Genomic DNA, 15,399 nt, shown 5'->3' on the forward strand with positions numbered 1-15,399 from the left:
CCGTTTGTTTGTATGTGAGGGGCTGTGAATGAGCAGTTCATCCTGTGAACTTTTTTACGGAGATATAGGATAGTCAGAATTGAACGCATGCAAGCTTCAATCTGACTAAACGGTAGCCAATTCTTTTATCCGTTGATGGATGTTGTTGGCTCTATAGAGACCGCCGTGATAGCAAATGACGTTCTCAATTTCATATTGAATAAACTTGTGAAGTGATTGTGTGGCTAACTGGATATCAACAGCATGCTCTGGAGTGGGTCCATGCAATTGTCCGTCGATTACGGCCATCGCATCAGCCGCTATTAAGGTTTTGCTCGGTTTGTGGAACAGGCTAATATGCCCTGGGGTGTGGCCGGGAGTATGGATGACGATAACGCCGCCACCGATAGGCAGCTCCTGCTCATCCTCTAAGATACAATCAACCTGTGCTTTTGGCGGATTTTCAAGAACGGATCTAAATGCTTTGCGCCATTCTAAGGGTACCTCAGCTGGCAAGGATGACACAGCGAGCTCAATAGCTTCCGGCGTAATTTTTATTAATTGCTTTTCACCTTGAATATACGGCTGTTCCAGCTTGTTGGCTGAGACGGTAATCACTTGTGGGCTGTCCGCCAATATGTTGGCCAAGCTCCCGATATGATCCAGATCCTGATGGGTAATAATGATGTGATTGAGCCGATCCCAAGATACACCGGCGTTTTCCAAAGCCTCCTGAAATTTGGGCAGCTGTCCAGGATAACCTGTATCTACCAAAATAGCTGATTCATCGTCCCATATTAGTATGGGGTGAATGGTGTCGAGCTTCCCCATCACTATGGCTGAGATTTCGAGCATCTCTAATCCGGCTGCTATTTTCATAGAATCCCTCTAGACGTTTAATGAAGAACTATGTATTATCATAGTAAACGAAAAGAGTATAGTCAATAGTTAAATATTTTATTGTAACATATAAATAAATATTAGTCAATAGTTATAAGGATTCATTTTGGTGATATTCCGAGTCCAATGGGTATGTTTTTTCGTGATTTGGACTGCTTGGTATAATTATTTTCCATTTTGGAAAACCTCCTATAGTAAGGGGTGGTATATCCAAGTATGTTACCTAAAGCGGTAAATCATGCAAAATGGATCTGTGTAGCAACAATTATGATGCTACTGATAATGAGCTTCGAGAAGGAAGAGCAAATGGCAGCCTCGAGTTGGGGAATTGAGCCTTCTGCTGTGCAGAAGATGCTATCGGAAGGTGCTAGTGTTACGTCAATGGTATCAAGAGAGTCATTGCCTGTGAAGGCAGAATCGGCCGAGCTTCAAACATCTGAGGTTAAATACGAACGTACAAACAACTATAGCATATTGCCTAATTTGAATCAGGATTTGTCCAAATACACAGCGACAGAAGTTGTTGCTACGGGCTATTTTGCTGGGAAGGAATCGACGGGGAAAAATCCGGGGCATCCCGAGTATGGGGTAACGTTCTCTGGCTTAAAGGTGCAGCGCGACAAAAATTCACTCTCAACCATTGCGGCTGATCCGTCCGTATTTCCGATAGGTTCTGTGCTGTACATACCGGGTTACGGATATGGAGTTGTTGCCGATACAGGGAGTGCAATTAAAGGTAACCGGATCGATCTTTATTTTGAAACAAAGGACCAGGTTTATAAAGAATGGGGTAAAAAGACGCTGCATGTTTTTGTCGTTAAAAAAGGTGATGGTAAAATAACGACAGTGATGTGGAATCAACTAGTCAGCGAATTATTGTTATAAAAATTCAAAAACTTACCAACATAAAAGATTGCCTTGTTACCCATACTATGGTTTGTACGGGGAGGTGATCATCCATGGCAAAAAACAAAAATAAGAAGCAACAAAATGATACCGAATTTTCAGAAGAAGTTGTAGCCAAAAATGCTAAGCAAACAGCTGCAGGTTCTCCAAGTGAAGGTGCTAATTCGAAAAATAAATACTAACATTGAGCTTGTGGAAAATGGTGTTGCAAGGAGTCGGCAGGGTTAGCTTGCCGGCTTTTTTGCTGTATATAGACGTTTAGAGCAGTTTTGAAAAGATGGATCTCAAAAAAAGAGGTTTTCAAAGCTAAATATTTAGTGTAATATAACTGTATTGTAAAGAAAGTTAACATGTGAAGACAGGTGGTATACCGTGATTGATGCTATGTTAATAGGGAGTTCGATTCCGATGATTCAACGAAAAGCAGCCGAGGTTTACCCCTTTTTAGAGTCATATGTCGCTCGTAAGGAAAGTCAAATTGCAGAAATTGAACAAATCATTGATCGATATGAGAAAAAAAGGCTTATGGAAGAAAGGAGCTATCAATCCATGTCACCTTTACGTCGGATGTTTACGGGGAAAAAGCCTGATCACCATGCGGCTGTGGAATATATCCATTACGTAAAGAGACCGATGGCTCAGATTCGACAGCTGCGTATCGAACTGGAACAAGCGAAGGCGATTATGACGGGTAGTGATCCTGGTGATTTGATCGAAATCAGCTACGATCTGGATCGGGAATTGCAATAGTTTATTATATTATATTATATATAGGTGATTATAGATAAAAGAGGATTCTCAAAAGTCATTTTGAGAATCCTCTTTTTTGAGATGATGGAGTTGGATATCAGCGATTGTTAGTCAGCTTGGTTAGCTCGATGAAATCATGATCCTGACTGTAAGCGGGCACTCCGTGGATGCCTACATCCAAGCCTACTAATTCTTCATCGCGGCTGACGCGAACTGGAACGATTAATTTGATCAATTTGAAGGCGATCCAGGTTAAGCCAAAGCCCCATATGGAGACGGTAATGAGACCGAGTGTCTGAACGCCAAGGAGGCTCCAGCCGCCTCCGTAAAATAATCCGCTATAACCTTGCCCATATCCCGCTGTAAGCTCGGGTTTGGCGAAAAGACCGATGGCTAGTGTGCCAATGCTGCCGCTGACTCCATGGACGGCGAATGCTCCGACCGGATCGTCGATTCGTTTGGATTCGAGGAATTCGGTTGCGAAAACCATCGCAATACCGCATACAGAACCGATTAAAATAGCAACGATGTCGCTAACAAAAGCACAACCAGCCGTAATACCGACAAGACCGGCTAAAGATCCGTTGATGACCATAGGAGGATCTGCTTTGCGGTAGCGGAACATCGTGAACAGGATGCAGGTTGCGCCGCCGGCTGCGGCTGATAACATGGTGGTAATGGCGATGTGACCGATTGTGGTATTCGTGGCGCTCAGTGTGCTTCCAGAGTTAAAGCCAAACCAGCCGAACCAAAGTATGAATGCGCCAACTGAGGCTAACGGTAAATTAGAAGGCGGAACAATATTTGGGCTTCCATTATCGGAAAACTTGCCAATCCGAGGTCCTATGAATAACGCTGCAGCCAAAGCTGCGAAACCGCCTAAAGCATGAATGACGGCTGAGCCAGCAAAATCGATCATTCCGAGTTTGCCAAGCCATCCGCCGATGCTCCATACCCAATGGCCTGCTATTGGGTAAATCAGACCGGTCATTGCAATTGTATATAAAATGTATGCGTGGAAGTTGATTCGTTCAGCAACTGCCCCTGATACAATAGAGATAACAGCAATTACAAAGGCGCATTGGAATAGCCAATAGGTATCATGTGAGATTGTGAGCTTGATGTGTGCAAGATCGCCTCCAAGCATAAAACCGCTGGTTCCGATTAATCCAGACAAATCCTTACCGTGCATGAAAGCGAAACCAACAAAGAAAAATACGAGCGCACCGAAGGTTATGTCTACAAACACCTTCATGATAATGCTAACTGCGTTTTTCTGTCTGACGAAACCTGCCTCCAATAAGGCGAAACCGCCTTCCATCAGTAAAATCATCGCGGCTGTGAGAACTACCCAAATGGTATCCAATCCACTGGACAAAGTCGTTATATCCATATCATTTCATCTCCCTATTACGTACCATCTAATCATTCGTTGCCCATAATTATACGTTTCCAATGATATTTATGTCAACGTATTGCGTTATATAACATGACATGATTAGATGGTTGTTTGCTGATATATAGTAAGGCTGCAGAGTTGTACATATTTTGCCCGACTGCTGCGTACTCTAACACAAAATGCGTTTTGACTATAATAAGGAGGAGTGAGCAGATGATACCGATAAAATCCGTTCTAACGAACTATGAAGAACCCTTTAATGAAGTAAGCCAACAATTACATCAATTGGAGTTCACGCTGGGAGGAAACTGGAGTTATGATCATGGTTATTTCGATCGTTATTTGGACGAGGCACATCAAGTATGGCTGCGTATTCCATTCGAAGTAACCCACGGTACTCTGGATGGTGACACGCCTGCTACAGATGCGATCATTTGCATAGGTACTCCTTTTGTACTGAAGCATGTCTATAATGATGGTTTGGATAATGAGGCGCAACTGAATGTTACTGGTGCTCTTATCAATCAATTTCAGGAGCCTATCGATAAAGATGCTCCTGTTGAAGATAAATGGGTAGCGGTGGCGAAAGATATGCTGGATCATGTGGAACGAGCTTGGAAAGTTAACTGAGTAAACTATCCGGCATAACCCTTCTTGGAGCATGAAATCATTTGTGATTGTATGGGCTGAACCTCCTATCCGAAACCAAGGATCAGGAGGTTATTTTATGAATGCAAATCATAGTAGGCATTTTAGGCTCTTTTTATTTTTCTTTAAGGTTTCTTTAAGGTTACGAGTCCAATATAAGAGCAAGAGCAGCAAACACATAACAATCTTAGAACCTTACCAAGGAGGGTTTTACAATGGAAGATAACAATAACAACAATAACAATGAATTTTTGCGCCGTCCAAGTGGCGAGTCCTCGAATACTTCATCCCATGATGAAGCAGAAGCGGGCCAAGCAGGTTCAGACCCAATAAAGCAAGATCGTCCTTCCCACTACTACTCTTACGGGCCTTATAAATCGACTATGGGACATGACGAAGTGGCAGCATCCGATACAACTGCCAACTCGATCGAAGGAACTTCTCCGGTTGAAGTGACGCCGCCGCGTCCGGTTCGTCCTTTTTCCTACAATGGTTTCGAGAAATCGAGTCAGGAACCGTACCCAAATAACAACTGGCAGCATGATAATGGAAAGAGAGGCTCCTCCGTTAAATCCGTTTTTTCCGCTTTTATGGCAGGTGCCGTATTGGTGGGAGGATTGATGTTCGCTTCCGACAAAATGAATTGGTTTACTAGTGGTCCAAGCGCTGCAAGCAGTGCTTCTACTCCAATAGCAGCAAGTAAAGTAACCGCGGCCCCTGTAACAGGTAACGGCGGGGTTAAGGAAGCGGCAATTGATTTGGGCAGACCTACCAACATCGCTCAAATTGCTGAGCAATCAGGGCCAGCAGTAGTTAAGATAGAGACGAAAGTAAAAGCGAAGAGCTCCCGGAGTAATGGAAGTTCTCTAATGGATGATCCGTTCTTCCGTCAATTCTTTGGCAATAATGGCGGAGGCACTCAAACACAGCCGAAAAGTGGAACTGAACAGCTGCAGCCCGCAGGGATGGGTACCGGATTTATTTTTGAAAAATCGGGTTATATTTTGACCAATGAGCATGTTATCGACGGTGCTGATGAAATTTGGGTAACGGTTGAGGGCTACGAGAAGCCGTTTAAAGCAACATTGCTTGGTAACAGCTATGATCTGGATTTAGCCGCTTTGAAAATTGAAGGCACTAAAGATTTTGCTTCGCTAACACTGGGCAAAGCAGAAAATACCGCAGTTGGTGATTGGGTAGTGGCGATTGGTAATCCATACGGCTTCGATCATACGGTGACGGTTGGGGTGCTAAGTGCCAAAGAACGTCCGATCTCTATTCCGGATGCACAAGGTACTCGTAACTACAAGCATTTGCTGCAAACCGATGCTTCGATCAATCCAGGTAACTCAGGTGGACCTTTGTTGAATCTGAATGGCGAAGTGATCGGGATCAACACAGCGGTTAGTGCACAAGCCCAAGGTATCGGTTTTGCGATTCCGACAAGTACAATTTCTTCCGTACTCGATAATCTAAAAAATAATGTAAAAATCCCTAAAGAGCCTTCACCTTACATTGGTGTGAAGCTGTCGGATATTGATAAAGATTGGTTGACTGAACTGAAGCTTTCCAATAACGAAGGTGCTATCGTATCTGAAGTGGAGCGCAAGAGCCCTGGGTTTGTAGCAGGTCTAAGACCTTATGATGTGATTACCGAGGTTAATGGATCGAAGGTCAAAACTTCTCAGGAGTTGGTTGACGCCATTAAAAAGCTTAAAGTGAAGGATCAGGCGGCTTTAACAGTAATGCGTGACGGCAAGAAAGAGACCATAACCGTGACCATCGGCGACCGTAACGCGGAGTAAGGATTATTTTTAAGTAAGAGATGGATAGGGTCATGAGTAAGTTGAGCGGAGCATACTTGCGGGTTGCTCCGCTTTTTTTTGTATCGGCTCTATATCTGCTACAATGTTAAGCATGGGGGGATAATATTTATGAGAGAAAAAGTATTAATTATTGATGATGATGAAAAAATCACTTCGATGCTTAAGCGTTCGTTGGCATTTGAAGGGTATACCGTATTTACTGCCCATCATGGTATGGACGGGCTCAAACAAATATTGGAGAACGATCCGGATACAGTTATTTTAGATGTAATGATGCCTCAATTGGATGGTTGGGAAGTGGTCCGCCGTATTCGCGAGGGTGGAGCTTCTGTGCCTGTTCTTATGCTAACGGCCAAGGATGAGATCGGTGACCGTGTAAAAGGACTGGATATGGGCGCAGATGATTATTTGGTCAAACCATTTGCTTTAGAGGAGCTATTAGCAAGGGTACGGGTACTATTGCGAAGAAGAAGCGCGGAAAAATCCGAACAGCCCACTAATCGCCTGCAATACCAGGATGTATTTATGGATATGGATACACGTGAAGTGTTTCGTGGAAGCCAGCTTATCGAGTTGACCACGAAGGAATTTGATCTGCTGCATCTCTTTTTGCAAAATCCGAAGCGGGTGTTATCTCGTGATGTCATTATGGAAAAAATCTGGGGCTATGATTATAGTGGAGAATCCAACGTGCTGGAAGTGTATATCGCACTCTTACGTCAAAAAACGGAGGAGTACGGTCACAAGCGGATGATTCAAACCGTTCGTGGTGCCGGTTACGTGATGAGGGGAGAGAGCTGACGTGTCTATTCGTCTGCGTCTAACATTATGGTATTCGGGGATTTTGTCCGTAGTCCTGCTCATATTCGGTTTGGGCTTATATGGTTTGGTTTACCATTACTATTTTCAAGCGGTGGAGGATGATTTGCAGCAGCAGGCTGAAAAGGTGTTATCCCGCATCGAGCCAAGGATGACTACGACCTTGCGCGGCGGAATCACCCCGGACTTTGTTCTGCAGGGTCGCGATATCATTAGCAATACAGGAAAATATTACCAAGTGACCAACTTTGAAAACGGGAAAATTAGCCAGTCGGAAAATTTGAGCCAGCTTAACCTGTCCTTGCCTGAATTAACGAACGCAAAGAAACAGCAATTAGTGAATGAAGGCTTTTTTATTGAGCACACGCGTATTGAGAATTTAAATGTGTTCGTCTACAATAGAGCGATTCCTTTAGTACTGAATGGACAGCCGCAGCTAGCAGGTGTTTTTCAAGCAGCTGTGTTTTTGACGGCAGATGAGAAGCTATTTTCCTTACTGCGGAATATATTGTTATTAACCGCACTGGTGACGGTTATTTTGGCAGCCTCGCTGGGCTGGTATTTGGCGCGTAAAGCGTTACGGCCGATTGAGCAGGTCATAGCAGCTACCAATTCTATTGAAAAAGGTACCGATCTGCACAATCGAATCAACTACTATGGTCCCAATGATGAGATTGGTCGGCTAACGGCTACGATAAATGGCATGCTTGGCAGACTGCAGCATACGTATTCGGAATTGGAGGAAGTGAATCATACCCAGCGACGCTTCGTATCGGATGCTTCACATGAGCTGCGTACCCCATTAACGACAATACGCGGCAATGTGGATTTGCTGGAGAAAATGTGGAAACGCACGGCAGATAGCGGCATGCAGCAGGATCCAGACCAAATTGAAATGTCTTTGGAGGCTATGCGTGACATTGCGAGTGAGGCAGCACGGATGTCGCGGCTTGTTAATGACTTGCTGTCGCTTGCCCGCGCCGATGCAGGCTTTCAAATCGCCAAAATCGAGCAGGATATTTTACCGATTGTCGAGGATGTTGTTCGTAAGGCACAGCTGCTTCCGCGTACGGTGGAATGGTCATCAGGCGATTTGAGTGCACTTTATCATGTTCAAGTGTATGGAAGCCGGGATTATTTACAGCAGCTGCTGTTTATTTTTATTGAGAATGCTTTCAAATACACGGAAACTGGCTTTGTAAAACTCGATTCCCTACGTACAGAGAACCAGATCGGGATTCGAATTGAAGACAGTGGAATAGGTATGGATAGAGAGGAAGTACCCTTGATTTTTGAGAGGTTCTACAGGGCTGATCTGTCACGCGGCAAGACGGCAGGAACCGGATTAGGTCTCTCGATTGCCAGATGGATTATTGACGAACACCAAGGGTCGATTGAAGTCACTACCACACAGGGTGAGGGCAGCGTCTTTATCATTTGGCTTCCTATCAAGTCTACCTCTGATTCATCTGATTTGGGCATTTCCATCGCATCGGATAATCAAGTATAATATAGGGGAAGGTGGGTGCCATAATGGACGTTATTAAAATTACTCCCCGTGGGTATTGCTATGGAGTCGTAGATGCAATGGGGCTAGCTATGCAAACAGCCAAAAATTTAAATTTACCAAGACCCGTGTATATATTGGGGATGATTGTGCATAATGCACATGTCACCGAATTTTTTGATAATGAAGGTGTAATTACTCTGGATGGTCCGAACAGGCTGGAGATTCTGGAAACCATTGAAAAGGGTACGGTTATTTTTACGGCTCACGGTGTTTCACCTGAGGTTCGTAAACGGGCCCGTGATAAGGGATTGACAGTAGTTGATGCGACTTGCCCCGACGTTACGAAGACCCATGACTTAATCAAGGAAAAGACAGCAGAAGGCTATCATATTATTTATATTGGCAAGAAGGATCATCCAGAACCTGAGGGTGCACTCGGAGTTGCCCCTGATTATGTACATCTGATCGAGCAGATCGAGGAAATCGAACATCTGGAGCTGCCGACGGATCGAATTACGATCACGAATCAAACAACAATGAGTCAATGGGATATCAAGCACATTATGAACCGCTTATTGGAAAAGTTCCCAACCGCTGAAATTCATAATGAGATTTGTTTGGCTACTCAGGTGCGTCAAGAGGCAGTATCCGAGCAAGCTATGGATGCGGATTTGGTTATTGTTGTCGGTGATCCACGCAGTAACAATTCGAACCGGCTGGCTCAGGTATCCGAAGAGATTGCTGGTGTCAAAGCTTATCGAATATCTGATGTTTCTGAGATTCAGACGGAATGGTTGAAATCGGTTCGTCGAGTAGGGTTAACCTCTGGGGCATCCACACCGACACCGATTACGAAGGAAGTATTGACCTTTCTGGAGAATTACGATCCTCACGATGCTGCAACATGGGAAATCAAACGTACAGTGAATATGAGTAAATTAATTCCGTACAGTAAAGAACGAGTGGTTGCCAAATCGAGTACGTAAGGGATGAAGGCATATGCAGCGAAAAATAGCTACTACTACCAAGAAGCCTTTTCAATTACGGAATGTGAAGCGTTGGTTCAAGTACAAATACTTGACGCTGACACGTGCTGAAGGAGGCCCGGGCATTGTTGCCTTGGGATATTCGATTGGTTTGGCGGTTGAGATGTTTACACTTCCAACTGCGGGATTGGCTTTCTTTCTGATTTTCCCATTGATCTATGTATTTCGTGCGAGTATGGCTGCTGCTTTAATAGGATTTGTTTTTGGCAAAATCATCTATCTACCAATGACATACTTTCATTTAAAGGTCGGCAATTGGTTACTGCCCCATGGTACTCGAAGGCAGTTATGGGCGTTTCTGCCGGATTGGCTGGATTTCTTTGTAAAATCGAATTTGAAGCTGCTGGTTGGTGGAATCGTAGACGGTATTATACTCGGTATTCTCTTCTATTTCCCGATTAAGTGGCTGTTAATGCTCTATACCGCCAAGCGCAAGCAAAGGCGTGAAGAGAAGAGAGCGAATCTGGTGAATGAGATCAATTAATTTGGAGTCTCGGGCTTCCTTGTTTCAAGAGATATTACTCTTGACGAGTGGCCCTTCTCGTTGTACAATTGCTTTAGTGATTAAAAGCTTTGAAGCGTATAAGCGTTGAAGCGTGTTAGTGCTTGGGCATTATAAATAAAGTTAATTATATACTTAATATATTATAGGAGTGATTGATCATGATCGTTATTATATCCAACAAAACCTCGGAAGAGCGTATTCATGAAATTGTCGCACAAATTGAGAAAAATGATGTTCAAGCTCATGTATCCAAAGGTGTAGACCGTACCGTAATTGGAATTATTGGCAAAGCGCATCCGAAGCTGAGTGAACAAATTCAACAAATGTCAGGTGTCGAGCAGGTTGTGAAAATATCGAAGTCCTACAAGCTTGCCAGTCGCGACTTTCATCCGTCTGACACTATTATCAAGATCAAGGATGTAGAAATCGGCGGCGAGCAGCTGGTTATCATGGGAGGCCCTTGTGCAGTAGAAAACGCAGAGCAAATTGACGAAATTGCGCGTTTGGTCAAAGCGGCAGGAGCACAAGTGTTGCGAGGCGGTGCTTTCAAGCCAAGAACGGGGCCATACAGCTTTCAAGGGGTTGGCGTTGAAGGTCTGGTGATGATGGCTGAAGCCGGAAGAAAACACGGCTTGCTGACAATTACGGAAGTAATGACTCCTGAATATGTAGATGTGTGCGCTGAGCATGCGGATATTCTCCAAGTTGGAACCCGTAATATGCAAAATTTCGATTTGCTTCGCAAGCTGGGGACGATCAAAACTCCTGTGCTGCTCAAGCGCGGCTTTAGCTCCACCTACGATGAATTTCTGAATGCGGCAGAATACATATTAGCTGGCGGTAATCCGAACGTCATGCTGTGTGAGCGTGGCATTCGGACCTTTGAAACCTACACGCGGAATACGCTCGATTTGGCTGCGATTCCTGCCCTTCAAACCCTGAGCCATTTGCCGGTGATCTCCGATCCAAGCCATGGGACAGGACGCCGCGAGCTGGTGGAGCCGATGTGCAAAGCATCCGTAGCTGCCGGGGCTAATGGATTAATTGTGGAGATGCATACCGATCCGGATAATTCAATGACAGGTGACGGGGTTCAGTCTCTCTTCCCAGAGCAGTTTGCCAAACTGATGGTTGATTTGGAAAAGCTGGCGCCTTTATGCGGCAGACGATTTGATACTGTCAAAGAACCTTTTCAAGCTTAAGTTCACATTCCCTAAGCAACAAAATTCGACTTGGTCTTCCGATTGTTGGAAGATCAAGTTTATTTTTTGTCGAAAATGTGAACGAAAAAAAGGCTGTGTGTAAGAATACCTTACACATAATCAAAAATACCTGACATAAGTATTGACGATTAGCGAGGGAAAGTTTTATAATATGAACAATGAATCAATAAAAAACTTGAACGATGTTCGAACAAACCATGTGAAATGTTCGGATTTTAGGAGGTCAATAGTCTATGTCAGCTCAAAATGTATTGAACATCATCGCAGAAAAAGGCATCGAGTGGGTGGATTTTCGTTTTGTGGATCTCTCCGGTAGAGCACATCACATTTCCTTACCAGCTTCTGAAGTAGAAGAGGAAACGTTTGTAAATGGGGTAGCCTTCGACGGTTCTTCTATCCCAGGCTTTAAAGGTATCGAAGAGTCCGACATGGTTATGCTTCCTGAAACGGAGTCCGTATACGTGGACCCTTTTACCGCACATCCAACAATAGTTATTATGTGTAACATCTATACACCGGATGGCGAGGCTTACGATCGTGACCCTCGTGGTATTGCACTTAGAGCAGAGCAATATCTGCAAACTGCTGGTGTGGGCACAACGGCTTACTTTGCTCCTGAATCCGAATTTTTCATTTTTGATGAGGTTCGTTTTAAAAGCGGACAAAATGAATCTTCCTACTTTGTAGATTCTGAAGAAGCACACTGGAATACCAACCGTAAAGACGAGGGCGGCAATCTTGGCTTTAAAGTGGGTCACAAAGGCGGCTATGTTCCTGTAGGTCCTACTGATTCCCAACAAGATATTCGCAGCGAAATGTGCCGTTTGTTGATGGAAGCAGGTCTTCGTATCGAGCGTCATCACCATGAAGTTGCAACTGCAGGACAAGGTGAAATCAACTTCCGTTTTGACACATTAACTAAAACAGCTGATAACTTGATGAAATATAAATATATCGTACAAAACACAGCTAGACAATACGGTAAGGTAGCTACGTTCATGCCAAAACCATTGTTTGGCGATAACGGTAGCGGAATGCACGTTCACCAATCCATTTTCGACGGAGGCAATCCCCTTTTCTACGAAAAAGGCGGTTATGGCAACTTAAGTGAAATGGCGATGCACTACATTGGCGGTATTCTGTACCACGCACCAGCTTTGATCGCTTTGACGAACCCTTCGACGAACTCGTTTAAACGTCTGGTTCCTGGTTATGAAGCACCTGTTAACCTTGCATTCTCCAAAGGTAACCGTTCCGCTGCAGTTCGTATTCCGATTGCTGCTGTTACTCCTAAGGGATGTCGTATCGAGTTCCGTACACCTGACTCCACGGCTAACCCGTATCTTGCATTCTCTGCAATGCTGATGGCTGGTCTGGATGGAATCAAGAAGAAAATCGATCCTATCGCTTTGGGCTACGGTCCACTAGACAAGAACATCTACGAGTTGTCTGATGCCGAAAAAGGCGAGATTCGCAGTGTACCCGGTTCGTTGGATGAAGCTCTGAATGCTCTTGAGGCTGACTATGAGTTCTTGGTAGAAGGCGGCGTGTTCACAAAAGACTTTATCGATAACTATATCGGTTTGAAACGTGACGAAGCAAAAGCTGTATCCATTCGTATTCATCCGCATGAATATTCCTTATACTTTGATCTGTAAGATTTCTCGATTATATATAGCTGAAAGCTCCGGAGTTGCTCCGGAGCTTTTCTGCTTTCCGTTTATTTACGATGTGATTCCCGGAATTTTCCAGGAGTAATCCCCTCTTGTTTTCGAAAAGCTCGTATGAAGTTCTGGGAATTCATATATTGGAGTTTTTCGGAAATTTCTTTGATTGTTATATCGGATTCAGTCAGCCATTTTTTTGCCATACTGTGGCGGTAGGAAGCTAGATACTCACTAAAGGTAAAGCCCGTTTCTTTACGAAAAACGCCGCTTAAATAGTTAGCATTATAATGCAATTCGGTCGCGCACTTTTCAATGGTAAGTTCAGTATCGTAGTATTTGCGAATTTTATCTAAAATTTTCTCGGAAATATTGTGATACTCAGAGTTTAGCCTGTCTCGGAAAATGCGGATCAAAGGTTTAATCACACGAATCCAGAACCACTCTTCAATTTCATGTGTGATCTGAAGCTCATTTAATTCCTCGTATAAGGAGCCTCCACCAGAATGAAGCTGGTTCAACGAAATGCCGGACTGCTCCATGGAAACCATCAAGCTGTTAAGAAACCTGAATATAGAAACCTGATACTCCTGTGGATTCATTTCTTGTTTGAAAATAAGCTGCATGAACGTCTTTAATAGCTCCCTGGACTTCTCTTCATAAGCAATTAATATCGCGTCAAAGAGCTCTGTCTCTGCCAGACTCGGATATTCTGTTAACTGCTTTTGCTTGTCCGCATTAATATTGGCATAAGGAATGATAACATGCTCGCCCAAATAAATGCGGTGCTTCAGTGCCTCAAGCCCTTCGTTATATGCAGTCGAAGCTTTTTTTATATCATGAAAGTGGAGACTAATGCCTATGCTGATTTGTAAATCCAATACTCGCTCTACAGTGCTTTGAATCGTCTCAGTTATGGAATAAATAAAGCTGTTAAACTCAGGCTGGGCTTCAAGCATCCCACCAATGAGAGTAACCTGTGTTTGATCGATGGATATGGGTGGCAGTCTAACCTCCGATGGAATGATTTCCTCAACGATATTGTTAATGGCAAATATCAGCAGCTCCAAGTCATCCTTCGTGTAGCGAGTGCCTTCCAAAGTATCAATTTGCAAAGCTATAATCGACATAACCTGCCATTCGGCAAGCTTTTCACTGAATCCGAACAGCTCCATTTTCTCATACAGTTCATTTCGCCGAATGTCCTTTTGAAACATATTCATCAGAAAAAAGGTGCTGGATTGCTGCAAATGTCGGTTAGCTTCCTGCTCCAGCTGTGATTTGGATTGAAACAGGTTTTGGATCTGATTACTAATAATTTCGAATTCATTGATCCCAAGTTTGACGTTTGAAGGGGATCTTCCTCCGATTTGTTTCAGTAAACTTTGGATTGGATTATACATTTGACGGGATCCTAACCATGCAATAACCAAGAAGATGGTAATGATGGTCAAACAGAACAAGAAGAGATATCGGCCGATTTTTTTGGAATCTTGATTTAAGCTGTCTATGGAGATAATAGAGAGATAGATCCAGTTATTAAGAGATGAGCGCAGGTAGGTAGCTGTATATTTATTACCTTCGAATTCCGTTTCGAATTGACCTACGGGTTGGGTGAATACATGGGTGTCGCTAATGAATCCTGTATCACTTGCATACTTTCCGATCATCGAAGGGTCTGTATGAAACAATATCCGTTCTTGACCATCCATAATGATAACGGTTTCTGATTCTATGGGGGTATAATTCAGAATGCTTCCTAAACTGCAGGCGGGCAGATTTGCAAACGCTAATCCAAATTTATCAAGCTTCTGATCCGGTAATTTTTTCATCAGACTGATGACGTAAGGACATTCGTAAGCATTCGCTTTCTCTTCACTGTAAAACCAAACACTGGGATTGAGCGCCCAGGAGATCGTGTTGGGTAGGTGCATCTGATTTGCTATTTCAATGTGATGTGAATATGTATCAAATGTATAATAACCTGAATTTTTAATCATCCAGTTTTGCTCTATATTCACGATAACAATATCTTCAACTTTGGTGAAAAAAGATTGGGTGTTACTTATTTCCCTGCGTAAATTCTTGTACAGTAGAAAGTCGTTTCCAGAAAAAGGTTCATTCAGAGCTGTCGCTACCACCGTCGAATTTACTAATTGATCAAAAGCATGATTTACGGTTCGAAGCACTTGCTCAACATTGGAATTCATTAATGTCAATACTT

At 43.6% G+C, this 15,399-nt stretch carries 14 protein-coding genes; 11 read left to right on the top strand and 3 right to left on the bottom strand.

The window, feature by feature from the left end; translation table 11 throughout:
• Window positions 1–105 precede the first annotated feature (105 nt).
• Window positions 106–858: an MBL fold metallo-hydrolase gene (locus BM210_RS09735; protein WP_091167417.1), complete on the bottom strand. Its 753-nt coding sequence runs from the start codon at window positions 856–858 to the stop codon at window positions 106–108.
• Between the two features lie 237 nt (window positions 859–1,095).
• Here BM210_RS09735 and BM210_RS09740 point away from each other — a divergent pair, with 237 nt between their 5' ends.
• The 3 genes from BM210_RS09740 (at window position 1,096) to BM210_RS09745 (ending at window position 2,535) form a co-directional block, all read left to right on the top strand.
• Window positions 1,096–1,764 carry a 3D domain-containing protein gene (locus tag BM210_RS09740; RefSeq protein WP_091167419.1) on the top strand — a complete coding sequence of 223 codons (669 nt, stop codon included), beginning with the start codon at window positions 1,096–1,098 and terminating at the stop codon, window positions 1,762–1,764.
• Window positions 1,765–1,838: 74 nt separating this feature from the next.
• On the top strand, window positions 1,839–1,967 hold the full coding sequence (locus tag BM210_RS35635) for a hypothetical protein (protein WP_256223437.1): 129 nt from the start codon (window positions 1,839–1,841) through the stop codon (window positions 1,965–1,967).
• A gap of 226 nt (window positions 1,968–2,193) precedes the next feature.
• On the top strand, window positions 2,194–2,535 hold the full coding sequence (locus tag BM210_RS09745) for a hypothetical protein (RefSeq protein WP_091167696.1): 342 nt from the start codon (window positions 2,194–2,196) through the stop codon (window positions 2,533–2,535).
• 97 nt (window positions 2,536–2,632) lie between these two features.
• Here BM210_RS09745 and BM210_RS09750 read toward each other — a convergent pair whose 3' ends face one another.
• Window positions 2,633–3,928 carry an ammonium transporter gene (locus BM210_RS09750; RefSeq protein ID WP_091167420.1) on the bottom strand — a complete coding sequence of 432 codons (1,296 nt, stop codon included), beginning with the start codon at window positions 3,926–3,928 and terminating at the stop codon, window positions 2,633–2,635.
• A 219-nt stretch (window positions 3,929–4,147) separates the two neighbouring features.
• On the opposite strand from BM210_RS09750, the gene BM210_RS09755 reads away from it, so the two are divergent.
• From BM210_RS09755 to glnA, 8 genes are all read left to right on the top strand, one after another.
• Complete coding sequence (locus tag BM210_RS09755; RefSeq protein WP_091167421.1) at window positions 4,148–4,564, top strand: YugN family protein; 417 nt, start codon at window positions 4,148–4,150, stop codon at window positions 4,562–4,564.
• Between the two features lie 233 nt (window positions 4,565–4,797).
• Entirely contained in the window at window positions 4,798–6,387 is a 1,590-nt protein-coding gene (locus tag BM210_RS09760) for a S1C family serine protease (RefSeq protein WP_091167423.1), read from the top strand.
• Between the two features lie 129 nt (window positions 6,388–6,516).
• Window positions 6,517–7,209 carry a response regulator transcription factor gene (locus BM210_RS09765; RefSeq protein WP_091167425.1) on the top strand — a complete coding sequence of 231 codons (693 nt, stop codon included), beginning with the start codon at window positions 6,517–6,519 and terminating at the stop codon, window positions 7,207–7,209.
• Between the two features lies 1 nt (window position 7,210).
• The gene (locus tag BM210_RS09770) at window positions 7,211–8,737 is read left to right on the top strand and encodes a sensor histidine kinase (protein ID WP_091167426.1); all 1,527 of its coding nucleotides are present in this window, start codon (window positions 7,211–7,213) and stop codon (window positions 8,735–8,737) included.
• Between the two features lie 23 nt (window positions 8,738–8,760).
• Entirely contained in the window at window positions 8,761–9,723 is a 963-nt protein-coding gene (locus BM210_RS09775) for a 4-hydroxy-3-methylbut-2-enyl diphosphate reductase (protein ID WP_091167428.1), read from the top strand.
• 13 nt (window positions 9,724–9,736) lie between these two features.
• Window positions 9,737–10,267, top strand: coding sequence for a DUF2062 domain-containing protein (locus BM210_RS09780; protein WP_177237731.1), 531 nt, complete (start codon window positions 9,737–9,739; stop codon window positions 10,265–10,267).
• A gap of 179 nt (window positions 10,268–10,446) precedes the next feature.
• Complete coding sequence (aroF, locus tag BM210_RS09785; protein WP_091167430.1) at window positions 10,447–11,490, top strand: 3-deoxy-7-phosphoheptulonate synthase; 1,044 nt, start codon at window positions 10,447–10,449, stop codon at window positions 11,488–11,490.
• 254 nt (window positions 11,491–11,744) lie between these two features.
• Complete coding sequence (gene glnA / locus BM210_RS09790; RefSeq protein ID WP_091167432.1) at window positions 11,745–13,169, top strand: type I glutamate--ammonia ligase; 1,425 nt, start codon at window positions 11,745–11,747, stop codon at window positions 13,167–13,169.
• A 62-nt stretch (window positions 13,170–13,231) separates the two neighbouring features.
• Here the strand turns inward: glnA and BM210_RS09795 are convergent, their stop codons facing one another.
• Window positions 13,232–15,385, bottom strand: coding sequence for an AraC family transcriptional regulator (locus tag BM210_RS09795; protein ID WP_256223441.1), 2,154 nt, complete (start codon window positions 15,383–15,385; stop codon window positions 13,232–13,234).
• Window positions 15,386–15,399 lie beyond the last annotated feature (14 nt).

This window comes from Paenibacillus sp. 1_12 (assembly GCF_900114475.1).
GTDB lineage: Bacteria > Bacillota > Bacilli > Paenibacillales > NBRC-103111 > Paenibacillus_S.

Bases quoted from the DNA above. Each gene is read 5' to 3' on its own strand.
- BM210_RS09735 (WP_091167417.1), bottom strand. From the start codon at position 858: ATGAAAATAGCAGCCGGATTAGAGATGCTCGAAATCTCAGCCATAGTG.
- BM210_RS09740 (WP_091167419.1), top strand. From the start codon at position 1,096: ATGTTACCTAAAGCGGTAAATCATGCAAAATGGATCTGTGTAGCAACA.
- BM210_RS35635 (WP_256223437.1), top strand. From the start codon at position 1,839: ATGGCAAAAAACAAAAATAAGAAGCAACAAAATGATACCGAATTTTCA.
- BM210_RS09745 (WP_091167696.1), top strand. From the start codon at position 2,194: ATGATTCAACGAAAAGCAGCCGAGGTTTACCCCTTTTTAGAGTCATAT.
- BM210_RS09750 (WP_091167420.1), bottom strand. From the start codon at position 3,928: ATGGATATAACGACTTTGTCCAGTGGATTGGATACCATTTGGGTAGTT.
- BM210_RS09755 (WP_091167421.1), top strand. From the start codon at position 4,148: ATGATACCGATAAAATCCGTTCTAACGAACTATGAAGAACCCTTTAAT.
- BM210_RS09760 (WP_091167423.1), top strand. From the start codon at position 4,798: ATGGAAGATAACAATAACAACAATAACAATGAATTTTTGCGCCGTCCA.
- BM210_RS09765 (WP_091167425.1), top strand. From the start codon at position 6,517: ATGAGAGAAAAAGTATTAATTATTGATGATGATGAAAAAATCACTTCG.
- BM210_RS09775 (WP_091167428.1), top strand. From the start codon at position 8,761: ATGGACGTTATTAAAATTACTCCCCGTGGGTATTGCTATGGAGTCGTA.
- BM210_RS09780 (WP_177237731.1), top strand. From the start codon at position 9,737: ATGCAGCGAAAAATAGCTACTACTACCAAGAAGCCTTTTCAATTACGG.
- aroF (WP_091167430.1), top strand. From the start codon at position 10,447: ATGATCGTTATTATATCCAACAAAACCTCGGAAGAGCGTATTCATGAA.
- glnA (WP_091167432.1), top strand. From the start codon at position 11,745: ATGTCAGCTCAAAATGTATTGAACATCATCGCAGAAAAAGGCATCGAG.
- BM210_RS09795 (WP_256223441.1), bottom strand. From the start codon at position 15,385: ATGAATTCCAATGTTGAGCAAGTGCTTCGAACCGTAAATCATGCTTTT.